18 protein-coding genes are annotated in these 18,273 nt (G+C 61.4%); 7 read left to right on the top strand and 11 right to left on the bottom strand.

What is annotated here, in order from left to right:
* Positions 1 to 92 precede the first annotated feature (92 nt).
* Positions 93 to 1,706 carry an NAD(P)/FAD-dependent oxidoreductase gene (locus tag GTQ41_RS06605; RefSeq protein WP_041070589.1) on the top strand — a complete coding sequence of 538 codons (1,614 nt, stop codon included), beginning with the start codon at positions 93 to 95 and terminating at the stop codon, positions 1,704 to 1,706.
* A 133-nt stretch (positions 1,707 to 1,839) separates the two neighbouring features.
* On the opposite strand, the gene GTQ41_RS06600 is transcribed toward GTQ41_RS06605, so the two are convergent.
* On the bottom strand, positions 1,840 to 2,940 hold the full coding sequence (locus GTQ41_RS06600) for a PLP-dependent cysteine synthase family protein (protein ID WP_179294937.1): 1,101 nt from the start codon (positions 2,938 to 2,940) through the stop codon (positions 1,840 to 1,842).
* Between the two features lie 327 nt (positions 2,941 to 3,267).
* On the opposite strand from GTQ41_RS06600, the gene GTQ41_RS06595 reads away from it, so the two are divergent.
* Both GTQ41_RS06595 and GTQ41_RS06590 read left to right on the top strand, forming a co-directional pair.
* On the top strand, positions 3,268 to 4,455 hold the full coding sequence (locus GTQ41_RS06595; RefSeq protein ID WP_047292101.1) for a colicin E3/pyocin S6 family cytotoxin: 1,188 nt from the start codon (positions 3,268 to 3,270) through the stop codon (positions 4,453 to 4,455).
* Positions 4,452 to 4,682: a hypothetical protein gene (locus GTQ41_RS06590; protein ID WP_047292099.1), complete on the top strand. Its 231-nt coding sequence runs from the start codon at positions 4,452 to 4,454 to the stop codon at positions 4,680 to 4,682. Before GTQ41_RS06595 ends, GTQ41_RS06590 begins: the two co-directional genes overlap by 4 nt.
* Positions 4,683 to 5,008: 326 nt before the next feature.
* Here the strand turns inward: GTQ41_RS06590 and GTQ41_RS06585 are convergent, their stop codons facing one another.
* Complete coding sequence (locus GTQ41_RS06585; RefSeq protein ID WP_007969461.1) at positions 5,009 to 5,473, bottom strand: glycine zipper 2TM domain-containing protein; 465 nt, start codon at positions 5,471 to 5,473, stop codon at positions 5,009 to 5,011.
* Positions 5,474 to 5,640: 167 nt separating this feature from the next.
* Here GTQ41_RS06585 and GTQ41_RS06580 point away from each other — a divergent pair, with 167 nt between their 5' ends.
* Complete coding sequence (locus GTQ41_RS06580) at positions 5,641 to 5,877, top strand: hypothetical protein (RefSeq protein WP_047292092.1); 237 nt, start codon at positions 5,641 to 5,643, stop codon at positions 5,875 to 5,877.
* Positions 5,878 to 5,882: 5 nt separating this feature from the next.
* Here the strand turns inward: GTQ41_RS06580 and pdxH are convergent, their stop codons facing one another.
* The 5 genes from pdxH to dinG form a co-directional block, all read right to left on the bottom strand.
* Positions 5,883 to 6,530: a pyridoxamine 5'-phosphate oxidase gene (gene pdxH / locus GTQ41_RS06575; protein WP_047292090.1), complete on the bottom strand. Its 648-nt coding sequence runs from the start codon at positions 6,528 to 6,530 to the stop codon at positions 5,883 to 5,885.
* Positions 6,531 to 6,554: 24 nt separating this feature from the next.
* Entirely contained in the window at positions 6,555 to 7,673 is a 1,119-nt protein-coding gene (locus GTQ41_RS06570; protein ID WP_047292087.1) for an OmpA family protein, read from the bottom strand.
* 113 nt (positions 7,674 to 7,786) lie between these two features.
* A complete protein-coding gene (locus tag GTQ41_RS06565) occupies positions 7,787 to 8,932 on the bottom strand; it encodes a serine hydrolase domain-containing protein (RefSeq protein WP_047292085.1) in 1,146 nt (381 codons plus the stop codon).
* Positions 8,933 to 9,122: 190 nt separating this feature from the next.
* Positions 9,123 to 11,462 carry a beta-galactosidase gene (locus GTQ41_RS06560; protein WP_047292083.1) on the bottom strand — a complete coding sequence of 780 codons (2,340 nt, stop codon included), beginning with the start codon at positions 11,460 to 11,462 and terminating at the stop codon, positions 9,123 to 9,125.
* 92 nt (positions 11,463 to 11,554) lie between these two features.
* Positions 11,555 to 13,699 carry an ATP-dependent DNA helicase DinG gene (gene dinG, locus GTQ41_RS06555; protein WP_047292082.1) on the bottom strand — a complete coding sequence of 715 codons (2,145 nt, stop codon included), beginning with the start codon at positions 13,697 to 13,699 and terminating at the stop codon, positions 11,555 to 11,557.
* Between the two features lie 98 nt (positions 13,700 to 13,797).
* On the opposite strand from dinG, the gene GTQ41_RS06550 reads away from it, so the two are divergent.
* On the top strand, positions 13,798 to 14,262 hold the full coding sequence (locus tag GTQ41_RS06550; protein WP_041070611.1) for a DUF2269 family protein: 465 nt from the start codon (positions 13,798 to 13,800) through the stop codon (positions 14,260 to 14,262).
* Between the two features lie 69 nt (positions 14,263 to 14,331).
* Here the strand turns inward: GTQ41_RS06550 and GTQ41_RS06545 are convergent, their stop codons facing one another.
* From GTQ41_RS06545 to GTQ41_RS06530, 4 genes are all read right to left on the bottom strand, one after another.
* Entirely contained in the window at positions 14,332 to 15,090 is a 759-nt protein-coding gene (locus GTQ41_RS06545) for a hypothetical protein (RefSeq protein ID WP_047292080.1), read from the bottom strand.
* Positions 15,083 to 15,358 (bottom strand): DUF1145 domain-containing protein, encoded by a 276-nt coding sequence (locus tag GTQ41_RS06540; protein WP_047292079.1) that lies wholly within the window; start codon positions 15,356 to 15,358, stop codon positions 15,083 to 15,085. Before GTQ41_RS06540 ends, GTQ41_RS06545 begins: the two co-directional genes overlap by 8 nt.
* A 162-nt stretch (positions 15,359 to 15,520) precedes the next feature.
* Entirely contained in the window at positions 15,521 to 16,243 is a 723-nt protein-coding gene (locus GTQ41_RS06535; RefSeq protein ID WP_041070617.1) for an OmpA family protein, read from the bottom strand.
* A 90-nt stretch (positions 16,244 to 16,333) separates the two neighbouring features.
* Entirely contained in the window at positions 16,334 to 17,029 is a 696-nt protein-coding gene (locus GTQ41_RS06530; RefSeq protein WP_041070618.1) for an OmpA family protein, read from the bottom strand.
* A 197-nt stretch (positions 17,030 to 17,226) separates the two neighbouring features.
* Between GTQ41_RS06530 and GTQ41_RS06525 the strand changes: the two genes are divergently transcribed.
* Both GTQ41_RS06525 and GTQ41_RS06520 read left to right on the top strand, forming a co-directional pair.
* The gene (locus GTQ41_RS06525; RefSeq protein ID WP_047292075.1) at positions 17,227 to 17,724 is read left to right on the top strand and encodes a DUF6231 family protein; all 498 of its coding nucleotides are present in this window, start codon (positions 17,227 to 17,229) and stop codon (positions 17,722 to 17,724) included.
* Positions 17,725 to 17,728: 4 nt separating this feature from the next.
* A complete protein-coding gene (locus tag GTQ41_RS06520; protein WP_047292073.1) occupies positions 17,729 to 18,205 on the top strand; it encodes a YchJ family protein in 477 nt (158 codons plus the stop codon).
* Positions 18,206 to 18,273 lie beyond the last annotated feature (68 nt).

The raw sequence follows: 18,273 nt of genomic DNA, 5'->3' as shown, positions 1-18,273 counted from the left end.
TTAGCCTCACCGGATCCGGCCTTTGCGGCTTATAATCGCGGCCTTCAAACGCCCTGGCGCAGTTGTGCGCCCCGCGAATCCGGATCCTCGCCATGTTACGAATCACCGAACTCAAGCTGCCAATCGACCATCCCGAAGAAGACCTGCGTGCCGCCATCGTGCAGCGCCTGGGCATCGCCAGCGATGACCTGCTCGATTTCACCTTGTTCAAGCGCAGCTACGACGCGCGCAAAAAGTCCTCCGAACTGTGCTTCATCTACACCATCGACCTCACCGTGCGCGACGAGGCCAAGGTGCTGGGCAAGTTCGCCGACGACCGTAACGTCAACGTGGCGCCGGATGTCAGCTATAAATTCGTCGGTCAGGCGCCGAGCGACCTGAACCAGCGCCCGATCGTGGTCGGTTTCGGCCCGTGCGGGATCTTCGCCGGCCTGTTGCTGGCACAGATGGGCTTCAAGCCGATCATCCTCGAACGCGGCACCGAAGTCCGCCAGCGCACCAAGGACACCTGGGGTCTGTGGCGTAAAAGTGTGCTCAACCCCGAGTCCAACGTGCAGTTCGGCGAAGGCGGCGCGGGCACGTTCTCCGACGGCAAGCTGTACAGCCAGATCAAGGATCCGAAGTTCCTCGGCCGCAAAGTCCTGCACGAATTCGTCAAGGCCGGCGCGCCGGAAGAAATTCTCTATGTCAGCAAACCGCACATCGGTACCTTCCGTCTGACCGGCATGGTCGAGACCATGCGTGAAGAGATCCGCGCCCTGGGCGGCGAAGTGCGCTTTCAGGAGCGCGTCACCGATGTGCTGATCGAAGACGGCCAACTGGTCGGCGTCGAACTGGCGAGCGGTGAAACCCTGCATTCGAAACACGTGATCCTGGCCCTCGGCCACAGTGCCCGCGACACCTTCCGCATGCTCCACAGCCGTGGCGTGTTCATGGAAGCCAAGCCGTTCTCGGTGGGTTTCCGCATCGAACACCCGCAGTCGCTGATCGACCGTGCGCGGCTGGGCAAATACGCCGGCCACCCGAAGCTCGGCGCTGCCGATTACAAACTGGTGCACCACGCCAAGAACGGCCGTTCGGTCTACAGCTTCTGCATGTGCCCGGGCGGCACCGTGGTGGCGGCGACGTCCGAGCCGAATCGCGTGGTCACCAACGGCATGAGCCAGTACTCGCGTAACGAGCGCAACGCCAACTCCGGGATCGTCGTCGGCATCACTCCGGAAGTCGATTACCCGGGTGGCCCGCTGGCCGGTATCGAGTTGCAGGAGCGTCTGGAATCCCACGCGTTCATCCTCGGCGGCAGCGATTACAAGGCCCCCGCACAACTGGTCGGCGACTTCATCAACGGCACCCCGTCGACCGAACTGGGCGAAGTCGAGCCGTCGTACAAACCGGGCGTGGCCCTGGGCGACCTGGCCCTGGCGCTGCCGGACTTCGCCATCGAAGCGATCCGCGAAGCGTTGCCGGCGTTCGAGAAGCAGATTCGTGGCTACTCGCTGCACGATGCCGTACTGACCGGCATCGAAACCCGTACTTCGTCGCCGCTGCGCATCACGCGTAACGAGTCGCTGCAGAGCATGAACGTCAAAGGTCTGTTCCCGGCTGGTGAAGGCGCGGGGTATGCGGGCGGGATTCTGTCGGCGGGTGTGGACGGGATTCGGATTGCGGAAGCTGTGGCGCGGGATATTCTCGGCCTGGAAGCCTGATCAGCCAAATCTGCAAAACGCGCAATCCTGTGGGAGCTGGCTTGCCAGCGATGACGGACTCAGATTCGACATTGATGTTGACTGACAATCCGCTATCGCTGGCAAGCCAGCTCCCACAGTGGTTTTCGGTGTATCAGATATTCGCGCGCAACACCGAGGTCGGCAACGGCTCACCTTTCTCGGCACTCGCCGCCACCGCCGCAATCAACCCCTCCAGCTCATAGCCCTGCGCCTTTAGCCAGTCCTGATCGTAATAGGTATCGGCATAGCGCTCGCCGCCATCGCACAGAATCGCCACGATCGACCCCGACTCCCCCGCCGCTTTCATCTGCTGCGCCGCCATCAGCGCGCCGATCAGGTTGGTGCCGCTCGACCCGCCGACATGCCGTCCCAGACGCTGCGCCAGATAATGCATGGCCGCCAGCGACAAGGCGTCCGGCACCTTGACCATCGCATCGATCACCTGCGGCAGGAACGACGCCTCGACCCGGGGCCGACCGATGCCTTCGATCCGCGAACCGCAGTCCAGACGCAGGCTCGCGTCGCCCGTCTGGTAGTAATCGAAGAACACCGAGCGCTCGGCATCGGCGCACAACACCCGGGTACAGTGCTGGCGATAACGCACGTAACGGCCGAGAGTCGCGGTGGTGCCGCCGGTGCCGGGGCTGGAAATCAGCCAGCTCGGTTCCGGGTGTTTTTCGAACCGCATCTGCTGGAAGATCGACTCGGCGATGTTGTTGTTCGCCCGCCAGTCGGTGGCCCGCTCGGCGTAGGTGAACTGGTCGATGAAGTGGCCGCCATGCTCGCGGGCCAGACGTTCGGACTCGGCGTAAATCTGCGTCGGATCCTGAACCAGATGGCTCTGGCCACCGTAGAAGGCGATCTGCGCGATCTTCTCTTTCGAAGTGGTCGCCGGCATCACCGCAATGAACGGCAAGCCAAGCATGCGCGCGAAATACGCTTCGGAAATCGCCGTCGAACCGCTGGACGCCTCGATCACCGGCGCGCCGGGTTTGAGCCAGCCGTTACACAACGCATACAGGAACAGCGAGCGCGCCAGGCGATGCTTGAGGCTGCCGGTGGGATGGCTCGACTCGTCTTTGAAGTACAACTCGATGCCTGCGAAGCCCGGCAGCGGCAAGGGGATCAGATGGGTGTCGGCGCTGCGCTGGAAGTCCGCTTCGATGATGCGGATCGCTTCACGGGCCCACTGTCGGTTGTCGCTCATGGTCATGTTCTCGTTGATTCGGGCAGGAATTGCCTCGTCACAGGCTCAGCTCTCAAGCATAGGAAAAAACCTGCAGGCCTCACAGATACAGCTGAGGCTCAATTCTTCCACCAACTGCCAGATTCTGGGCAAATGGGTATCAGGCTTTTGCAGTAACGGCACAGAACCTTCCCTCCGTTCTTGAGCTGAAGCGGCCTGCTCGCCCCCTGCCTGACCAATAGCGAACAATCCGCACTTAATCAAAGATCCGTCCTACAGCCAGCCTTTGTCCGCTTCGTTAACGTCGCACAGCCCTTTCGAGGGCCTGTCGATGGATGAACGAAAGGACGCTCAGTGGCTCGCAACAAGGACATTCCCCGGGTCCCCAACCCGCCGGCGGGCGACGGTCATCACGTCACCTGGCGCTACATGACGGCCACTGAACTGGCCGAGCGCGAAGCCCGGCAAAACGCTTACGACGCCATGCTGGCGCGGCAGGAGGCCTTTGAGCGCAGCCGCGAGATAGCGGCCCAAAAGCCAGATCCGGTGCGTGCCGGATGCGTGTTCGCCAAGTCCTGCAAATTGCCGGACGCGATCATCGACTACGCAAATCCTTCGGGGATGGTGCCGACCGACAGCCTCAAGGATTACGGCGAGCTGATCCTGCTGGGTGCACGCGAAAGCGATGAAACGGGCGGCGTTGCCCTGAAGAAAATCGGCGCCACAGCCATTCCCGCCGGATTCGGCAGTTTCGCCCTGGCCGGCGCCGCCTTCGAGGCGCTACCCGCCATCGCCGCCGGAACGGCCACCGCCACCCTGGCAGGACTGGTGGCGCTGCTCCTGCCTTCCAGCCTCGGCGACAGCGCACTCTATAGCGACGAGCAACTGCGTAGCCTCAAACAGGCGCGCACCCGCGTGCGCCTGCGCGTCGAACAACAAGCCGACGGCAGTCTGCGGGGCTACGGCTTCTACACCGGCAGGAATCGCGATTGGGAAATGGTCGATATCGTGCAGTTCAGCACGCGTGGCAGTCAATTCATTGCGGACCTTGGTGAAGGCGTCGAACTGATCTGGACGCCGGCGGTGGATGGCTCGGACGTTCTCGGTATTCCGGCGCTGGAGGCTGCACCGCAAGCACCGCACATCTGGGTGTATCCGCCGACGAAAGCGGCGGACGGGATTCTGGTGAATCCGGTTTATCCGCCGGAGTATCGGGATTTCATTCTGGTGTTTCCGGCGGATTCGGGGGTAGCGCCGGTATACATCGTTCTGAATATTGCTGGGGATATCAAATATCATCCGGCCCCAAACTCCCTTACAGCCTTTCCTGAGGCCAAATCCGCACCAATGAAAACGTCTGTTCGTGGGGGAGGAAAAAAACGCAGGCGATGGAAGGATCTATCAGGGAAAATTTATGAATGGGATTCCCAGCACGGCAAGGTTGAGTTGTACACCAAACAAGGAAAACACCTTGGAGAATATGACCCGAGAACCGGGGAACAGACCAAGCCTGCTGACCCCAAAAGGAGAGTAGAAAAGTGAAACATATAGTTGAGGTATTTGATCAAAAAACCGAGGTTTTACTCCTAAGCGTTGATATCGCCGAACATCATGAGGACGCGCTGAAGGTACTCATGAACTGGAAGCAACCGGAAGATGAGTTTGATGGGTACGACCTGTCTGAGGAACAGATTAATATTTTGGAAGACTGGACCGGGAAACAGCTATCAGGTGTAAATCGTATAGTTCAACTGGTATGCATCGAATGACATGTCGCTACCCAAAACTTAATCATACTGTCGATGCCTATGATAAAAAAACGTCACTCCTTGTTTTCGAAATACCTGTTCCAGACGGGAAAATCGACCAGCTCAGAACAATCATGAAGTGGACCGTGCCAGAAGACGAAATCTACGGCTACGATCTCGACCCCAAGCAAATAACACAACTCGAAGTTTTAATCGGCCGGCCATTTTACGTTCCGGAATATGACTTTCAATTGAGCTGTTATGGAAGTGAGTAATACTGATTAGTCTTGACAAAAAAAACCCGACCAGTCACCTGATCGGGTTTTTGTTTTACCGCTCGTTCGCGCTTAGTGCGAAACGCGGCTGGTGCCACCGACGGTGGAGATGCGTACGCGCTCACCGACACGGAACACTTCGTTTTCCTGAACCTGTTGCACGTAGGCGCGCATGCTGCCGTCGTCTTCGCGCACGGTGATTTCCACGCCCTGGGTGCGGGTCAGGCCTTCTTCAGTGGCCGAACCGATCAGGCCGCCGGCCACGGCGCCGATGACCGCCGCAACGATGCTGCCCTTGCCGCCACCGATGGCGCTGCCGCCGACACCGCCGACCACTGCGCCTGCAGCGCCGCCGATCGGGGTCTTGGTGCCTTCGATTTTCACCGGACGCAGGGATTCGATGGTACCCATGCGAATCGTCTGCACACGACGCGCTTCGTCACGGGAGTAGGAGTCACCGGTCAGGCTCGACTGGCAGCCGGTCAGCAACATCGCCATCGTGGAAAAAGAAGCAACCAGCAGAACAGACTTACGCATAGCATCAACTCCAAAAGAACAGGTGTTCATTAAACCCCGCTGCTTGACGCCTGTCACGACGCAGCCCGGATAAACTTGATTTTATTCAGGCCCGGTACAGGCACCTGCAGCCCCACCCAACAGTAGCGCCAAATCGCCCAATCCGCCCTGCCAACCCAAGGGTTTTCATGGATTACCTGATCATTTTCGTCACCACCGTCGCCGGCCTGTACTTCCATGGGTGGCTGTACGTGCGGATCAAACGCTGGATGGATCGTGATCTGGCCCTGTCGCTGGCGGGCAAGGATGAAGACAAACGCGCCTTCATGCTGCAACGACTGGCCGATGCCCGCGTGCAGAAGATCAAGCGTCGGGACCTGCCGAAGTGGCTTGAGGCCGCTGCGGCAAGCTATCCCGCTCGGTAGACTGCTTAAGGCGCCAGACGTTCAAGAATCCAGTCGGCACCCTGCTGACGGTAGTTCAGGCGATCGTGCAGACGACTTGGACGGCCCTGCCAGAACTCGATGCGCTCAGGCAGCAGGCGATAACCGCCCCAGTGTTCCGGACAGTGCGGTTGCGTATCGCTGAAACGCTGCTCGGTGGCCTTGAGCAACTCTTCCAGTTCGCCGCGCCCGTTGATCACCCGGCTCTGCGGTGAAGCCCAGGCCCCGAGCCGACTGCCCAGCGGACGCACCTGATAATAAGCATCGGACTCAGCAGGCGTGACTTTCACCACACACCCTTCGATGCGCACCTGGCGCTCCAGGGTCGGCCAGAAGAACGTCATGGCAGCCAACGGGTTGGCCGCCAGATGCTGGCCCTTGGCGCTGTCGTAATTGGTGAAAAAGGTGAAGCCCTGCTCGTCCAGGCCCTTGAGCAGCAGAATGCGACAATGCGGGCGACCGTCTGCATCGACCGTGGCCAGGGTCATGGCGTTGGCCTCCACCGGCGCCTGTTCGGTTTTCACCGCATCGGCGAACCACTGGTGGAACAACGCAAAGGGTTCAGCCGGGGCTTGCGCCTCGGTCAGACCATCCCGGGTGTAATCACGACGCATATCTGCCAGAGCCTGGGTCATGGCGCATTCCTTTTCGTTAGCGGATCACTGCTTGGAAGTATCGCTGGCGGCAACTTTCTTGTCAGTCGTCGCGGCTTTGGCCGGAGCGGTTTTCTTGGCTGGGGTTTTCGCCGGAGCCTTGGTCGCCGCCTTCTTCGCTGGTGCCTTGGCAGCGGCTTTCTTCGCCGGAGCCTTTTTGGTTGCAGGTACGGCGGCCTTCGAAGCGGCCGGCGCCGGGGTTACCGGTTTGGCTGCCGGTTTGACGTCCTGTGCGGCAAGCATCGTGGTCGGTGCAGGCGCCGGCATGTTGTATTTGCTCAGCAGGGCCACCATGGTGTTCTGCGGGGTCACCAGCAGTTCGACGCGACGGTTCAGGGCACGGCCTTCGGCGCTGTCGTTGGCCGCACGCGGGGCATCGCCACCCATGCCGCGCAGCATCAGGCGATCACGCTGCAAGCCGCTCAGGCGGAAGATTGCCGCCACGGACTGAGCGCGCTCCTGGCTGAGCTTGACGTTGGCCGGCGCGGCGCCAGTGTTGTCGCTGTGACCAAGCACCAGAACTGCAGTTTTCGGGTCAGCTTCGAGGATTTTCGCGACATTGGTGAACGGGCTGAGGGTCACCGGCAACAGCATCGCTGGACGTTTCGGGTTGAACGAGCCTTCAACCGGCGCGATCACCACCAGAACGTTGTCACGGCGCTCGAGTTGCAGATTGCTGTCCTTGATCGCTGCACGCAGGCGCGGCTCGTAGTCATCCAGCCAGGCCTGAGTGACTTTCGGGTCAGGCATCGGCACCACTTTCGCCGTGGACTGATCCTTGCCGCCGAACGGCCACCACCACTTTGTGCCGGTGTCAGCATCGGCCTTGGCCACTACCGCCGGTTTTGCTTCTGGTTTGACTTCGGGTTTCACGTCGGCCTTGGCCGCCGCGTCATCAGAGCTGCCGAACGGCCAGTACCAGTGGCTGCTGCTTTCAGTCTTGGCCACGGGTGCGGTCGCGGCAGGTTTGAGCGGGGCTGGAGCCGGGGCCGGCTCTTTGGCCGCCACTTTGTCGGAAGATCCGAACGGCCACCAGCTGCCGCCGTCCGCATCGTTTTTAGGAGTCTGTGCACAACCGGTCATTGCAACGCACAGGGCCAGGGCGAGAGTTTTTTTGGATGACATTGAAAATCCACAAAGTGAAGTAATGAAAGATCAGAGCTCTTTTGCCCGGATAAACAGACGCTTTGAATCAAAAATCCGAATCTGGTTCCAACCCTGGAACCTCATGTAACGCTTTACAGACAAGTGGCAAGTACCCGCGCCAGTTGCTGCGCGCGCGGATCCATCAAGACGTAAGGCCCAAGGGTATTTGTCACAAAACCGAACGCGACATCATGCTCGGGATCAGCAAAACCCACCGAACCGCCCGCACCCGGATGACCAAACGCCCGCGGGCCGAGGCCATAGGTGGCATTGGCCATGTCCGGCTGATCGAGCATGCAGCCCAGGCCGAAACGGGTGCGGGTCAGCAGGGTCTTGTCTTCGCCGTAACTGTGTTCGCGGGTCAGTTCTTCGAGCATTTCGCTTTCGAGCAGGCTGCCATCGAGCAAGCCAGCGTAGAAACCGGCCAGGCTGCGCGCGTTGCCATGACCATTGGCGGCCGGCTGCTGCATGCGTCGCCATTCCGGTTTGTTGGTGCTGGTCAGCACCGACGGCGGATTAGTAAAGGCGCGAGTGGTCATGGCGGTCGGTTCGCGCATAGTCACCTGCAGCAGACGCTGAGCCGCGGCATCGCCGACATTGCCCTTGCCGCGAGCAATATGCGCCACGCGGTGGAACTCTGCGTCAGCCAGACCGACGTGGAAATCCAGCCCTAACGGTCTGGCGACGCGGGCGACGATCGAATCGCCCGGCCCACGACCGTCAGCACGACGCAGCAACTCCCCGACCAGCCAGCCATAAGTGATGGCGGCATAGCCGTGACCGGTGCCCGGCGTCCACCACGGCGCTTCGGCCGCAAGGGCGTCGACCATGGTTTGCCATTCGTAGAGGGCGGCGGGTGCGAGCAACTCGCGCAGCGCTGGCAGACCGGCCTGATGGCAGAGCAATTGGCGCAGGGTGACGGTTTCTTTGCCAGCGGCGGCAAATTCCGGCCAGTAGCGGGCAACCGGTGCGTCCAGTTGCAGTTTGCCTTCGGCCACCAGTTGCAGCGCGGTGACCGCAGTGAACGTCTTGGTGCAGGAGAACAGGTTGGCGATGGTGTCGCTGTGCCAGGCTTCGGTACCGTCCTTGTCGGCCGTACCGGACCAGAGGTCGAGGACGGTTTCTCCGCCGACCTTGATGCACAGCGCTGCGCCGCGTTCCTGGGGATCGTCGAACAGTGCCGCGAAAGCCTCGCGCACCGCTTCGAATTGAAGCTCGTAATGGCCCTGAATCTGCACCCGCAACTCCCCCGCGAAAACGCTCTACAAAGTGGCCCGCATTGTTCCAGCCCTTGAGGGATTTGGGAACAGCTGCGGGCCGGGTGGTCATTTCAACGCAAAATCAAAAGATCGCAGCCTGCGGCAGCTGCTACAAAATTCCATTCCCTGCAGGAGCTGCCGAAGGCTGCGAACTTTAAGGCATCAAACCTCAATGACCATTGCCCGAATGCCCACCCGCATGCCCGGCCCCCGGGCCTTTTCCAGCTTCACCCTTGCGCCCGCCCTCCGCTTCATGACCGACAGCGGCCGCGGCCTTCTCAGCCTCTTTGCCCAATTGATCGATCGCCTGCAGATTGCTCTTGCGCACCGCTTCGACGAAACCCTGATACGGCAGATCGGTAATCCCCACCAGACCAAAGTGCCCGTTCTCGCCATCAAGCAGACGCCCGGTCACCGGTTGATCCAGATACTGGAACCAGTGCACGCCGACAATCGACGGTTCGCTTAACGCCTGTTTGAGGAAGTTGGCATACGCCGGGCCGCGATCTTCTTCCTTCGCCAGTTGCGTCACGCCACCCCAGAACGGGCCGCGATCACTGGAGCCGAAGTTGAACTCGGTAATCAGCACCGGTTTGTCGAGGGCACGCAGAGCGGCGAAGTCATAGCCGTCCTGCGGTTTCAGCGTATACAGGTTGAAACTCAGCACGTCGCAATACTGTGCACAGGACGCCACGGCTTCCGGGGTGCTGGTGGCGAAACGACCACCGAGCAGCAACTGATTCGGCGCGTGCCACTTCAGCGAATCGGAGATGGTTTTGAAGTAGGTGTCGGCGAACACCTTCTGGAAGTATTTGAAGTCGTTTTCGATTTCCGGGTGCTCCGGATTCGGCATCGGTGGCACGAAACCCGGGTCTTCCATCAACTCCCATGCCGGCAGATCAATGCCCCAGGCTTTCGACAGGCCCGCCTGGTTGCGGTACTTGTCGCGCAGCTGCTTGAGAAACGCGCGTTTGGCCGGCACGTCGGTAGTCATCTTCAACGTGCCATAGGCCAGGGCATAGCGCGACTGCGGATCATCGCCCGGACCGGCCCAGGCCAGTTCGTTGTCGGCGTAGTAGCCGATCAGCCACGGATCATCACGATGATCGCGGGCGGCGATGGCCACGGCGCGCTCGGTGGCCATGGCGAAACGCGGGTCGAACGGATCAGGCATGCCGCCCCACCAGTCGCTGCCGGTGCTGATGCTGGTGTAGTCGCCGACGATCGACAGCGGCAAGGTGTACGGCACCCGCTCGGCGTCGGCGAGCGCGTCGGCACTCCAGTTGCCGACCGTGTTAAAGCCCCAGGCCTGGAGGCGGTCGAGGGTGTGGGTGGCCCACTTCTGCTGATCGACAGTGGCCTTGCACGGCGCGGCTGGTGGTTCGGCTTGCGCCTGTGCCGCGCAAGGTTCACCGTACAGGCGTTGCAGGTTGGCGCCGTAAAAATCGTACCAGCGCCCGTTGCCATAGCCTCGGCCCTGATCGGCACCATTGCCGCCACGGTTGTCGCCTTCGCCGAAATGACTGGCGAGTGGCTCGTCGGCCTTGGGCAGGGATTCGAACATCCACTCACGCCCAGCCACGTAGGTCTGGTTGACCTGCGGGCTGACGGTGTTGACCCCCAGCGAATAGAACGGATGCCCTTCAGGGGTCACCAGATACCAGCGACCGTCACGCTTTTCAGTGCGGAAAAAGCCGCTGGCCTTGAACGCCGGCCCCTTATTCCAGCCACCGAACTTGTCCAGCGAAGATTTTTCGCGCTCGGCCAGCCAGGTTTTCAGCTGTTGCTGTTCCTTGGCGGCGGCAGATTTCAGTTGTTCGTCGTTGCTGATTTTTTCCGGCCATTTGCTGCGGGTCGACTGCCCGTAGGCGTCCACCAGATTGCCGTAGACGGCCCGGGTCACGGTATCGCCGTCCTGCACACCGAAACGTTCGAGCAGCAGGCTTTGCGCGGCTTTCGGCTGATCCATCCACAGGCTGACCGACACCACCTGGCTGCGATCCAGTTCGCCGCTGCTGCTGGCCAGCAGAATGCGCTGGCCATCGACGGTCATCGGCATCGGCGGCCCGGCCTTCATGCCCTGGCTCAGCGGCGAAGTTGCCACCAGCGGCACCAGCAGGGTTTGCGCAGGGCCGGCCGGCAGGTCAACGCGGCTGGTCAGGGTCTGGCCGTTGTTGCTCTGGATTTGCACGTAAACCGTCACGGCCCAGTTCATTGCGCTCTGCAGACGCAGGCTCATCATGCCCGACTGCGACCAGTCCCAGGCGCCGGTTTGCGGGGTCAGGCGCAGGGTCGGGCGGGCTACCGGGTTGAACGTCACCCGGCGCAGCACTTCACCTTCCGGGGTTTGCTCGGCGTTGGCTTGTGGCAGATCAGTGTTTTCGGTGACGACTTTCACCACATCGGCAGGGCGGACGAAGTTGAACAGGGTCTGCTGACCCGCAGGCGCCGCCAGTAACGGGGCAGCGAAAATCAAGGCGAATACGGCAGGCAACGAACGGCGAATCATAAGAACGGAGTTCTCCCTAACGACCAAAAGGCCAATGGAAAAGCATGGCAGAGAGATAGACAGCGCGGCGGGCAAAACTGCCCACCGTTGTCTCAGGATATTTCACGACGGAATGGCGGTAACGCATTGAGGATCGCCTTGCCGTAGCGCTGGGTGACCAGTCGCCGATCGAGCAAGGTGATGGTGCCGCGGTCTTCTTCGGTGCGCAGCAGACGGCCGCAGGCCTGAACCAGTTTCAAGGATGCGTCGGGCACCGAGATTTCCATGAACGGATTGCCGCCCCGGGCCTCGATCCATTCCGACAGCGCCGCCTCGACCGGATCGTCCGGTACCGAGAACGGGATCTTGGCGATCACCACGTGCTCGCAGTAGGCGCCCGGCAAGTCCACCCCTTCGGCGAAACTGGCGAGGCCGAACAGCACGCTGGAATCGCCGCCATCGACCCGCGCCTTGTGCTTGTTCAGGGTTTCCTGTTTCGACAGGTTGCCTTGAATGAACACTTGTTTGCGCCAGTCGCGGTCGAGGCCGTCGAACACGTCCTGCATCTGTTTGCGCGAAGAGAACAGCACCAGACTGCCGCGCGAGCCTTCCACCAGTTCCGGCAGATCGCGGATGATCGCCGCCGTGTGGGCCGCCGCATCACGCGGATCAGCCTTGAGGTCCGGCACGCGCAACACGCCGGCGTCGGCGTGATGAAACGGGCTCGGCACCACAGCGGTGACGGCTTTCTTCGGCAGCCCGGCGCGCATGCGGAACCGGTCAAAGGTGCCCAGCGCGGTGAGCGTTGCCGACGTTACGAGGCAGCCGTAGGCGACGTTCCACAGGCTGCGGCGCAGGGTTTCTGCGGCGAGAATCGGGCTGGCGTTGACCTCGATGTCGAACAGCGAGCCGCTTTCGGCCAGCGTCAGCCAGCGAGCCATCGGCGGGCTGTCCTCCGGGTCTTCGGCGGTGAACGCGGTCCACAGTTCCCAGTTGCCCGAGGCACGGGACAACAGGCTGCCGAACAGCGGATACCACTCTTCGGCCTGATTGCTGGCGATGCCGATGTTGACCTCGCCGTCCATGCCTTCCTTGAGTAGGTCGGTCAGACGGGTGAACAGGTCGTTGAGACGTGAGTAGCCTTTCTTCAGCTCGATGCCCATTTCGCGCATGTGCTCGGGAATCACCCCGCCGACGAAACGATGGCGTGGCCGCTCGCGACCTTCGACGTCTTCGCCGGGTTTGAAATCGGCAATCTGCTCGCACGCGGTGAACATGAACTGCTGCTGGGTCTTGATCTCCCGCGCCAGCTCCGGCACCTGCTCGATCAGCTTGCCGAGGTCGCCCGGCAACGGATGCTGGGCCAACAGTTTGGTGAGGTTCTTCGCCGTGGTTTCCAGCCAGTCGGCGGTGGAACGCAGGCGCGTGTAATGAGCGAAGTGGCCGATGGCCTTGTCCGGCAGGTGATGGCCTTCGTCGAACACGTAAATGGTGTCACGCGGATCCGGCAGCACCGCACCGCCGCCGAGGGCCAGGTCAGCCAGCACCATGTCGTGGTTGGTGACGATCACATCGACCTTGCCCATGCCTTCGCGCGCCTTGTAAAAGGCGCACTGGCCAAAATTCGGGCAATGGCGGTTGGTGCATTGGCTGTGATCGGTGGTCAGCCGTGCCCAGTCGGCATCTTCGAGAGCGTTGGGCCAGCTGTCACGGTCGCCGTCCCATTTATTGCCGGCGAGCTTCTCGATCATGCTGGTGAACAGCTTCTGACTGGCCTCATCGACCTCGATCTTGAAGCCTTCTTCTTCAAACAGCTGCGCGGTGGCGGTTTGCGCGTGGCCTTCCTGCAGCAACATGTCGAGCTTGGACAGGCACATGTAGCGGCCACGGCCCTTGGCCAGCGCAAAGCTGAAGTTCAGCCCGCTGTTGCGCATCAGGTCGGGCAAGTCCTTGTAGACGATCTGCTCTTGCAGGGCCACGGTCGCGGTGGCGATCACCAGACGCTTGCCGGCCAGCTTCGCCGTGGGAATTGCCGCCAGGCTGTAGGCCACGGTCTTGCCGGTACCGGTGCCGGCTTCCACCGCGACAATCGCGGGGTCGCCACTGCGCCGGCCTTCGTCGTCGGTGTCGATATCCCCGAGGACTTTGGCGACTTCGGCGATCATCAGGCGCTGGCCGTAACGCGGTTTGAGGCTCTTGGCTTCAAGAAAACGCGAATAGGCGCCCTGGATCGTGGTTTTGAGTTCAGTGCTGATCATTGAATGTCGGGCGTAAAAACGCTGGATAAATTTTCAGTAGTTCGGATCGGCCGCTATCATACCCCGCTAATCAGTCCCGCGCAGAACGGAGTACCCCAATGACACCTTTTAGCCTCGTTTATCCACTGCATGTCCTGTCCGCCCTGGTCTGGGTCGGCGGTATGTTTTTCGCCTGGATGGTCCTGCGCCCCGCGGCGGTGAAGGCGCTCGACGGCCCTGCCCGCCTGACCTTGTGGGTAGAAGTGTTTCAAGGTTTTTTCCGCTGGGTCTGGGTCGCGGTGATCCTGTTGCCGATCAGCGGCGTGGGCATGTTGCACTTGCAGCAGGTCGGCTTCGAGACCGCGCCGAAATACGTGCAGGTGATGATCGGACTGTATGTGGTGATGACGGCGCTGTTTATCCGGATTCAGGGTTTGATGCTGCCAGAGTTGCGCAAAGCCGTTGAAGCCAAAGAATGGCCGGTGGGTGCGGCGGTGCTGGGGCGGATTCGCCGGGTGGTGGGGATCAATCTGATTGTGGGGTTGGTGCTGGTGGCGATTGCGGCGGCGCGGCCGATGTTCTGACCCGCTGACGACCTGCACTTTTTGTGATGAGGGGATAGATCCCCTCACCACAATCAAGAGTGCTGCGTTTTAGAGGCGCTGCACAGTCACCGCCCCCGCCGCACCCGTCGGTCCAGGCTGACCATCCGCCCCGGGCTTGCCGTTCTTGCCGCCATCGGCGCGATACACCAGGCAGCCCTTGGACTTGCCACCCTGGCCGGCCTTGCCGCCGACACCCGCCGGGCCGCCGGCGCCGCCCGCGACGTTGACCTTGATCAGCTCAGCCGGAAACTCACGCGGCACTTCCAGGCGCACCAGCGCTCCCGGCGCTCCCGGCTGGCCATCGCTACCGTTGCTGCCATCAAATCCGTGACCGGCCGCGCCCCAGGTGCAGCCCGGATCCTCACCGTTGCCGCCATCGAGGCCAACAAAACCCGGCGCGCCGGTACCGCCGCGAGCATCCACAAACAGTTTTGGCGCGCTCAAGGCCTTGAACTGCAAATTCAGATTGCGCCCGGCACGGGCGGCTTTCTCATACGTGCCCGGCGCACCGCGCGCGGTGATCAGGCTGCCTTCAGACAGTTCGGCACGAATGACTTTCATATCCAGCGCCTGTTCGCTCGGGACGATCGCGATGCGTGCTTCGTGACCCAGACGCAATTCGCCGACGGTCAGCTCGGTCACGTTGGCAGGAATCAGCAAGGTGCCGTAGTCCGCGACGTCCAGCCGCTCCAGCTGCAGGGTGCTGGCCGTGTTGGGCAAACGCATCAGGGAATTGGTTTCGACACTGACCACCTGGGCGCAGGCCAGGGGACTGATGAATGCAGCAAGCAGGCAAAGTTTACGCATGGGAAGAAGCCTCCGGAGCGGCCGGGGCCGGGATGGTTTGCAGGTGAAAAACGCCGAACAGCAGGATGCGCAGACGATCGCGCCACGGGTTGGCACGCCCCTTGAGGCGAGAGAACAGCAACTCCAGCCCATGCAGCGCCAGCAACAAGGCGCCAGCCAGATTGACCAGCAGATGCAGCGGATGCACAAACGGCAGCAGCAGATTGACCACCACCACGCACCAGAACAGCAGGGTCAGCAAACGCCCCAGCCCCCAGAAAACCTTCATACGCTCCCCCGTCTCGGAATTATTCTTTGGGCGCACAGTAACGGCTTACGCGGGGGATAAGCCAGAGGGGCAAAAGAAAAAACTTTTGTCAGTCGTCGGATCGCTGCCGGTTCGACGATGATCGTCGCCCGGCAGCTCTAGCCTGCGGACTACAGACAAGTCCTAGCGATTGATATGCAACTCCACCCGACGGTTTTTCGCCCGCCCTTCGTCCGTCGCGTTATCGGCCACCGGCTCGCTCTCGCCGCGCCCTTCGCTGGTCAGTTTGGCCGGTTCCAGGCCCTGGCTCAGCAGATACGCCGCCACACTGCTGGCACGCCGCTCCGACAACGCCTGGTTATAGGCGTCCGAACCCTTGCTGTCGGTATGGCCGATAACCTTGATGCTGACCACGTCAGCATTGCGCAACTTGTCCATCAGCGTATCGAGCTGGGCTTTCGCGGCTGGGGTCAGGTCCGACTTGTCGAAATCGAACAACACATTGCCGGCATCGCTGAGGGTGATGACTTCCGATTGCGGTGCAGGCTCGGGCGCTTTTTCCGTGACCGGGTATTGCGGCAGCGGACAACCACGATGATCGACCGGGGTATTGGCCGGAGTGTCCGGACAACGGTCGCGGCGATCGAACACGCCATCGCCATCTTCATCGCCATCCTGGGCATAACAGATCAGCCCGCCGGTAAGGATCCCCAGCGCGGCACCGCCACCGGCCCAGCCGCCACTTTCAATGGCGCCAAGGCCGCCACCTACCAGCCCGCCGATCAGGCTGCAAATCGGCCACGTACGTTGATTGAGGGGCGCGTCGCCGTCGCTGTGAGTGGCGCAACCGGTGAGCAAGCTGCCCAGCAGCAGCACCGGCAAGACGGACCTTGAGAAAACAGTCATTGTGAAAGCTCCTGTGTCACCGGCCCATACCGGTTACACAGGAGTAAAGACGCGCATCCGCGACTGCACAAGCCGCGGATGCGTGAGGGGCTAGCGGACGATTTTGATTTCGGTACGACGGTTCTGTGCGCGACCGTCAGCGGTTTTGTTATCCGCCACTGGCTGGCTTTCACCCATGCCCGAGACCGAAACGAAGCTGGCACGCGGCACACCTTGCTGGATCAGGTATTCCACCACCGAGTGCGCACGACGATCCGACAGTTTCTTGTTGTAGGCATCGCTGCCCACGCTGTCGGTGTGACCGGTCACGGTCAGTTGCGCCGTGGACGACTCTTGTTTCAGGCGCGTGGCAACTTTGTCCAGCACCTGTTTATCGGAGCCGGTCAGGGTGGCTTTGTCGAACTGGAAGTGCACATCGCGGATGACGATGGTTTCTTCCTTGACCACAACCGCCTCTTCTACCACAGGCGCCGGGGCTGGTGGAGGGCAGCCGTCAGCATCGACCTGCACGCCTTTAGGCGTGTGCGGGCACTTGTCGCGGCTGTCCGGCACACCGTCGCCGTCTTCGTCGCCATCACCGTGCACCCAGCAATAGGCCGCTGCCGTACCGCCGACCAACAGTGCGCCGTAGCCGGCCCACGCCGAACTTTCCGTCGCACCGAGACCGGCCCCGACCACACCGCCGACCGCCGCACAGGTCGGCCAATCGGTTTTCTGCAAACCTGCGCAACCAGTCAACACACTGGTTAGCAGAATCAAAGGTAATGCTGTCCGAACTATGCTCATCTGGTTTTCTCCTGAGGGATCGGCTTAGAACCGATTCACGGAGTAAAGACCGGAGTTTTAATCTCCGCCAGCAATAGGCCACTGGCATTTGGGACCGTGTTCACAGGGATTCGGCACTTTTGCCACGCGCGACAAATCGGGGTCTAGGCCGGATCCGTCTGGCGCGCTAGTCTTGGCGATCTGATTGAGGAGCTTCGATGAACGTCGCCATTTCTTCGCGCACGCCGCAACAGGCGCTGGCTGCTTTACTGGATCGCTATGCCCCGGCGCGTTTGCTGCTGATCGGCGCCAGCGAATTTCCGGCGCTCGCCGCTTTCAAACAGGCGCACCCGGATTGCTGCGTGGCCCACGCCGAACCCGGTGCGTTGCCCGCCGAACTCGCGGCGCGGCGCTTCGACCTGGCGCTGGTAGTCGATTGCCTGGAGCACTTGCCCAAGCGTGACGGCCTGAACCTGCTGGGCGGGATTCGCAACCTCAACGCCAGTCGCATTGCGGTGCTGGCGGATCTGCCAGCCAGCAGCTGGCAGGAAACCGATTTCTACTCGCTGGCGCTGCAAGCCAGTGAGCGCTTTCAGCGTGACGAGCAGGTACTGACCCTGTTCACCTACGATCTGCTTGACTACAAACAAGTCCCCGACTGGCTCAATTCGCGGTTCTGGGCCAATCCGGAAAACTTCGGCAAATACTGGTGGTAATGCAATGAGTACAGCCATTTGCCCATGCGGCAGCGGCAACCTGCTGCTGGCCTGCTGCGGTCCCTACCACGAAGGCCACCCGGCGCCGTGCGCCGAAGCGCTGATGCGGTCGCGCTACAGCGCCTACGTTTTGGGGCTGATCGATTATCTGGTGGCCACCACCCTGCCCGCCCAGCAGACCGGACTGGATCGCCAGTCGATCAGTGCCTGGAGCGCGCAAAGCACCTGGCTTGGCCTTGAGGTTGAAAGCTCGGAAGTGTTCGGCGGTCAACCCGAGCACGCCTTCGTTACCTTCACCGCGCGCTGGCACGACAGCCAGGGTGAACACAGCCACCGCGAGCGCTCTTCATTCGTGCAGAACGCCGGGCGCTGGTACTTCATCGACCCGACCGTGCAGTTGAAGCTGGGGCGCAATGACGCATGTCCATGTGCCAGCGGGCAGAAGTTCAAGAAGTGCTGTGCGGGGTATTTCGGCGCATAAGATCAAAAGATCGCAGCCTGCGGCAGTTCCTACAGAGGACGCGACTCATGTAGGCGCTGCCGCAGGCT

This window comes from Pseudomonas sp. AN-B15, from assembly GCF_019056475.1.
Classification (GTDB): Bacteria; Pseudomonadota; Gammaproteobacteria; order Pseudomonadales; family Pseudomonadaceae; genus Aquipseudomonas; species Aquipseudomonas parakoreensis.
Note: the sequence above shows the minus strand (reverse complement) of the source record. Positions and strands in the feature narration are given on the sequence as shown.

Coding starts and splice junctions, on each gene's coding strand:
- GTQ41_RS06605 (WP_041070589.1), top strand. CDS start 93: ATGTTACGAATCACCGAACTCAAGCTGCCAATCGACCATCCCGAAGAA.
- GTQ41_RS06600 (WP_179294937.1), bottom strand. CDS start 2,940: ATGACCATGAGCGACAACCGACAGTGGGCCCGTGAAGCGATCCGCATC.
- GTQ41_RS06585 (WP_007969461.1), bottom strand. CDS start 5,473: ATGCGTAAGTCTGTTCTGCTGGTTGCTTCTTTTTCCACGATGGCGATG.
- GTQ41_RS06580 (WP_047292092.1), top strand. CDS start 5,641: ATGGATTACCTGATCATTTTCGTCACCACCGTCGCCGGCCTGTACTTC.
- pdxH (WP_047292090.1), bottom strand. CDS start 6,530: ATGACCCAGGCTCTGGCAGATATGCGTCGTGATTACACCCGGGATGGT.
- GTQ41_RS06570 (WP_047292087.1), bottom strand. CDS start 7,673: ATGTCATCCAAAAAAACTCTCGCCCTGGCCCTGTGCGTTGCAATGACC.
- GTQ41_RS06560 (WP_047292083.1), bottom strand. CDS start 11,462: ATGATTCGCCGTTCGTTGCCTGCCGTATTCGCCTTGATTTTCGCTGCC.
- dinG (WP_047292082.1), bottom strand. CDS start 13,699: ATGATCAGCACTGAACTCAAAACCACGATCCAGGGCGCCTATTCGCGT.
- GTQ41_RS06550 (WP_041070611.1), top strand. CDS start 13,798: ATGACACCTTTTAGCCTCGTTTATCCACTGCATGTCCTGTCCGCCCTG.
- GTQ41_RS06545 (WP_047292080.1), bottom strand. CDS start 15,090: ATGCGTAAACTTTGCCTGCTTGCTGCATTCATCAGTCCCCTGGCCTGC.
- GTQ41_RS06540 (WP_047292079.1), bottom strand. CDS start 15,358: ATGAAGGTTTTCTGGGGGCTGGGGCGTTTGCTGACCCTGCTGTTCTGG.
- GTQ41_RS06535 (WP_041070617.1), bottom strand. CDS start 16,243: ATGACTGTTTTCTCAAGGTCCGTCTTGCCGGTGCTGCTGCTGGGCAGC.
- GTQ41_RS06530 (WP_041070618.1), bottom strand. CDS start 17,029: ATGAGCATAGTTCGGACAGCATTACCTTTGATTCTGCTAACCAGTGTG.
- GTQ41_RS06525 (WP_047292075.1), top strand. CDS start 17,227: ATGAACGTCGCCATTTCTTCGCGCACGCCGCAACAGGCGCTGGCTGCT.
- GTQ41_RS06520 (WP_047292073.1), top strand. CDS start 17,729: ATGAGTACAGCCATTTGCCCATGCGGCAGCGGCAACCTGCTGCTGGCC.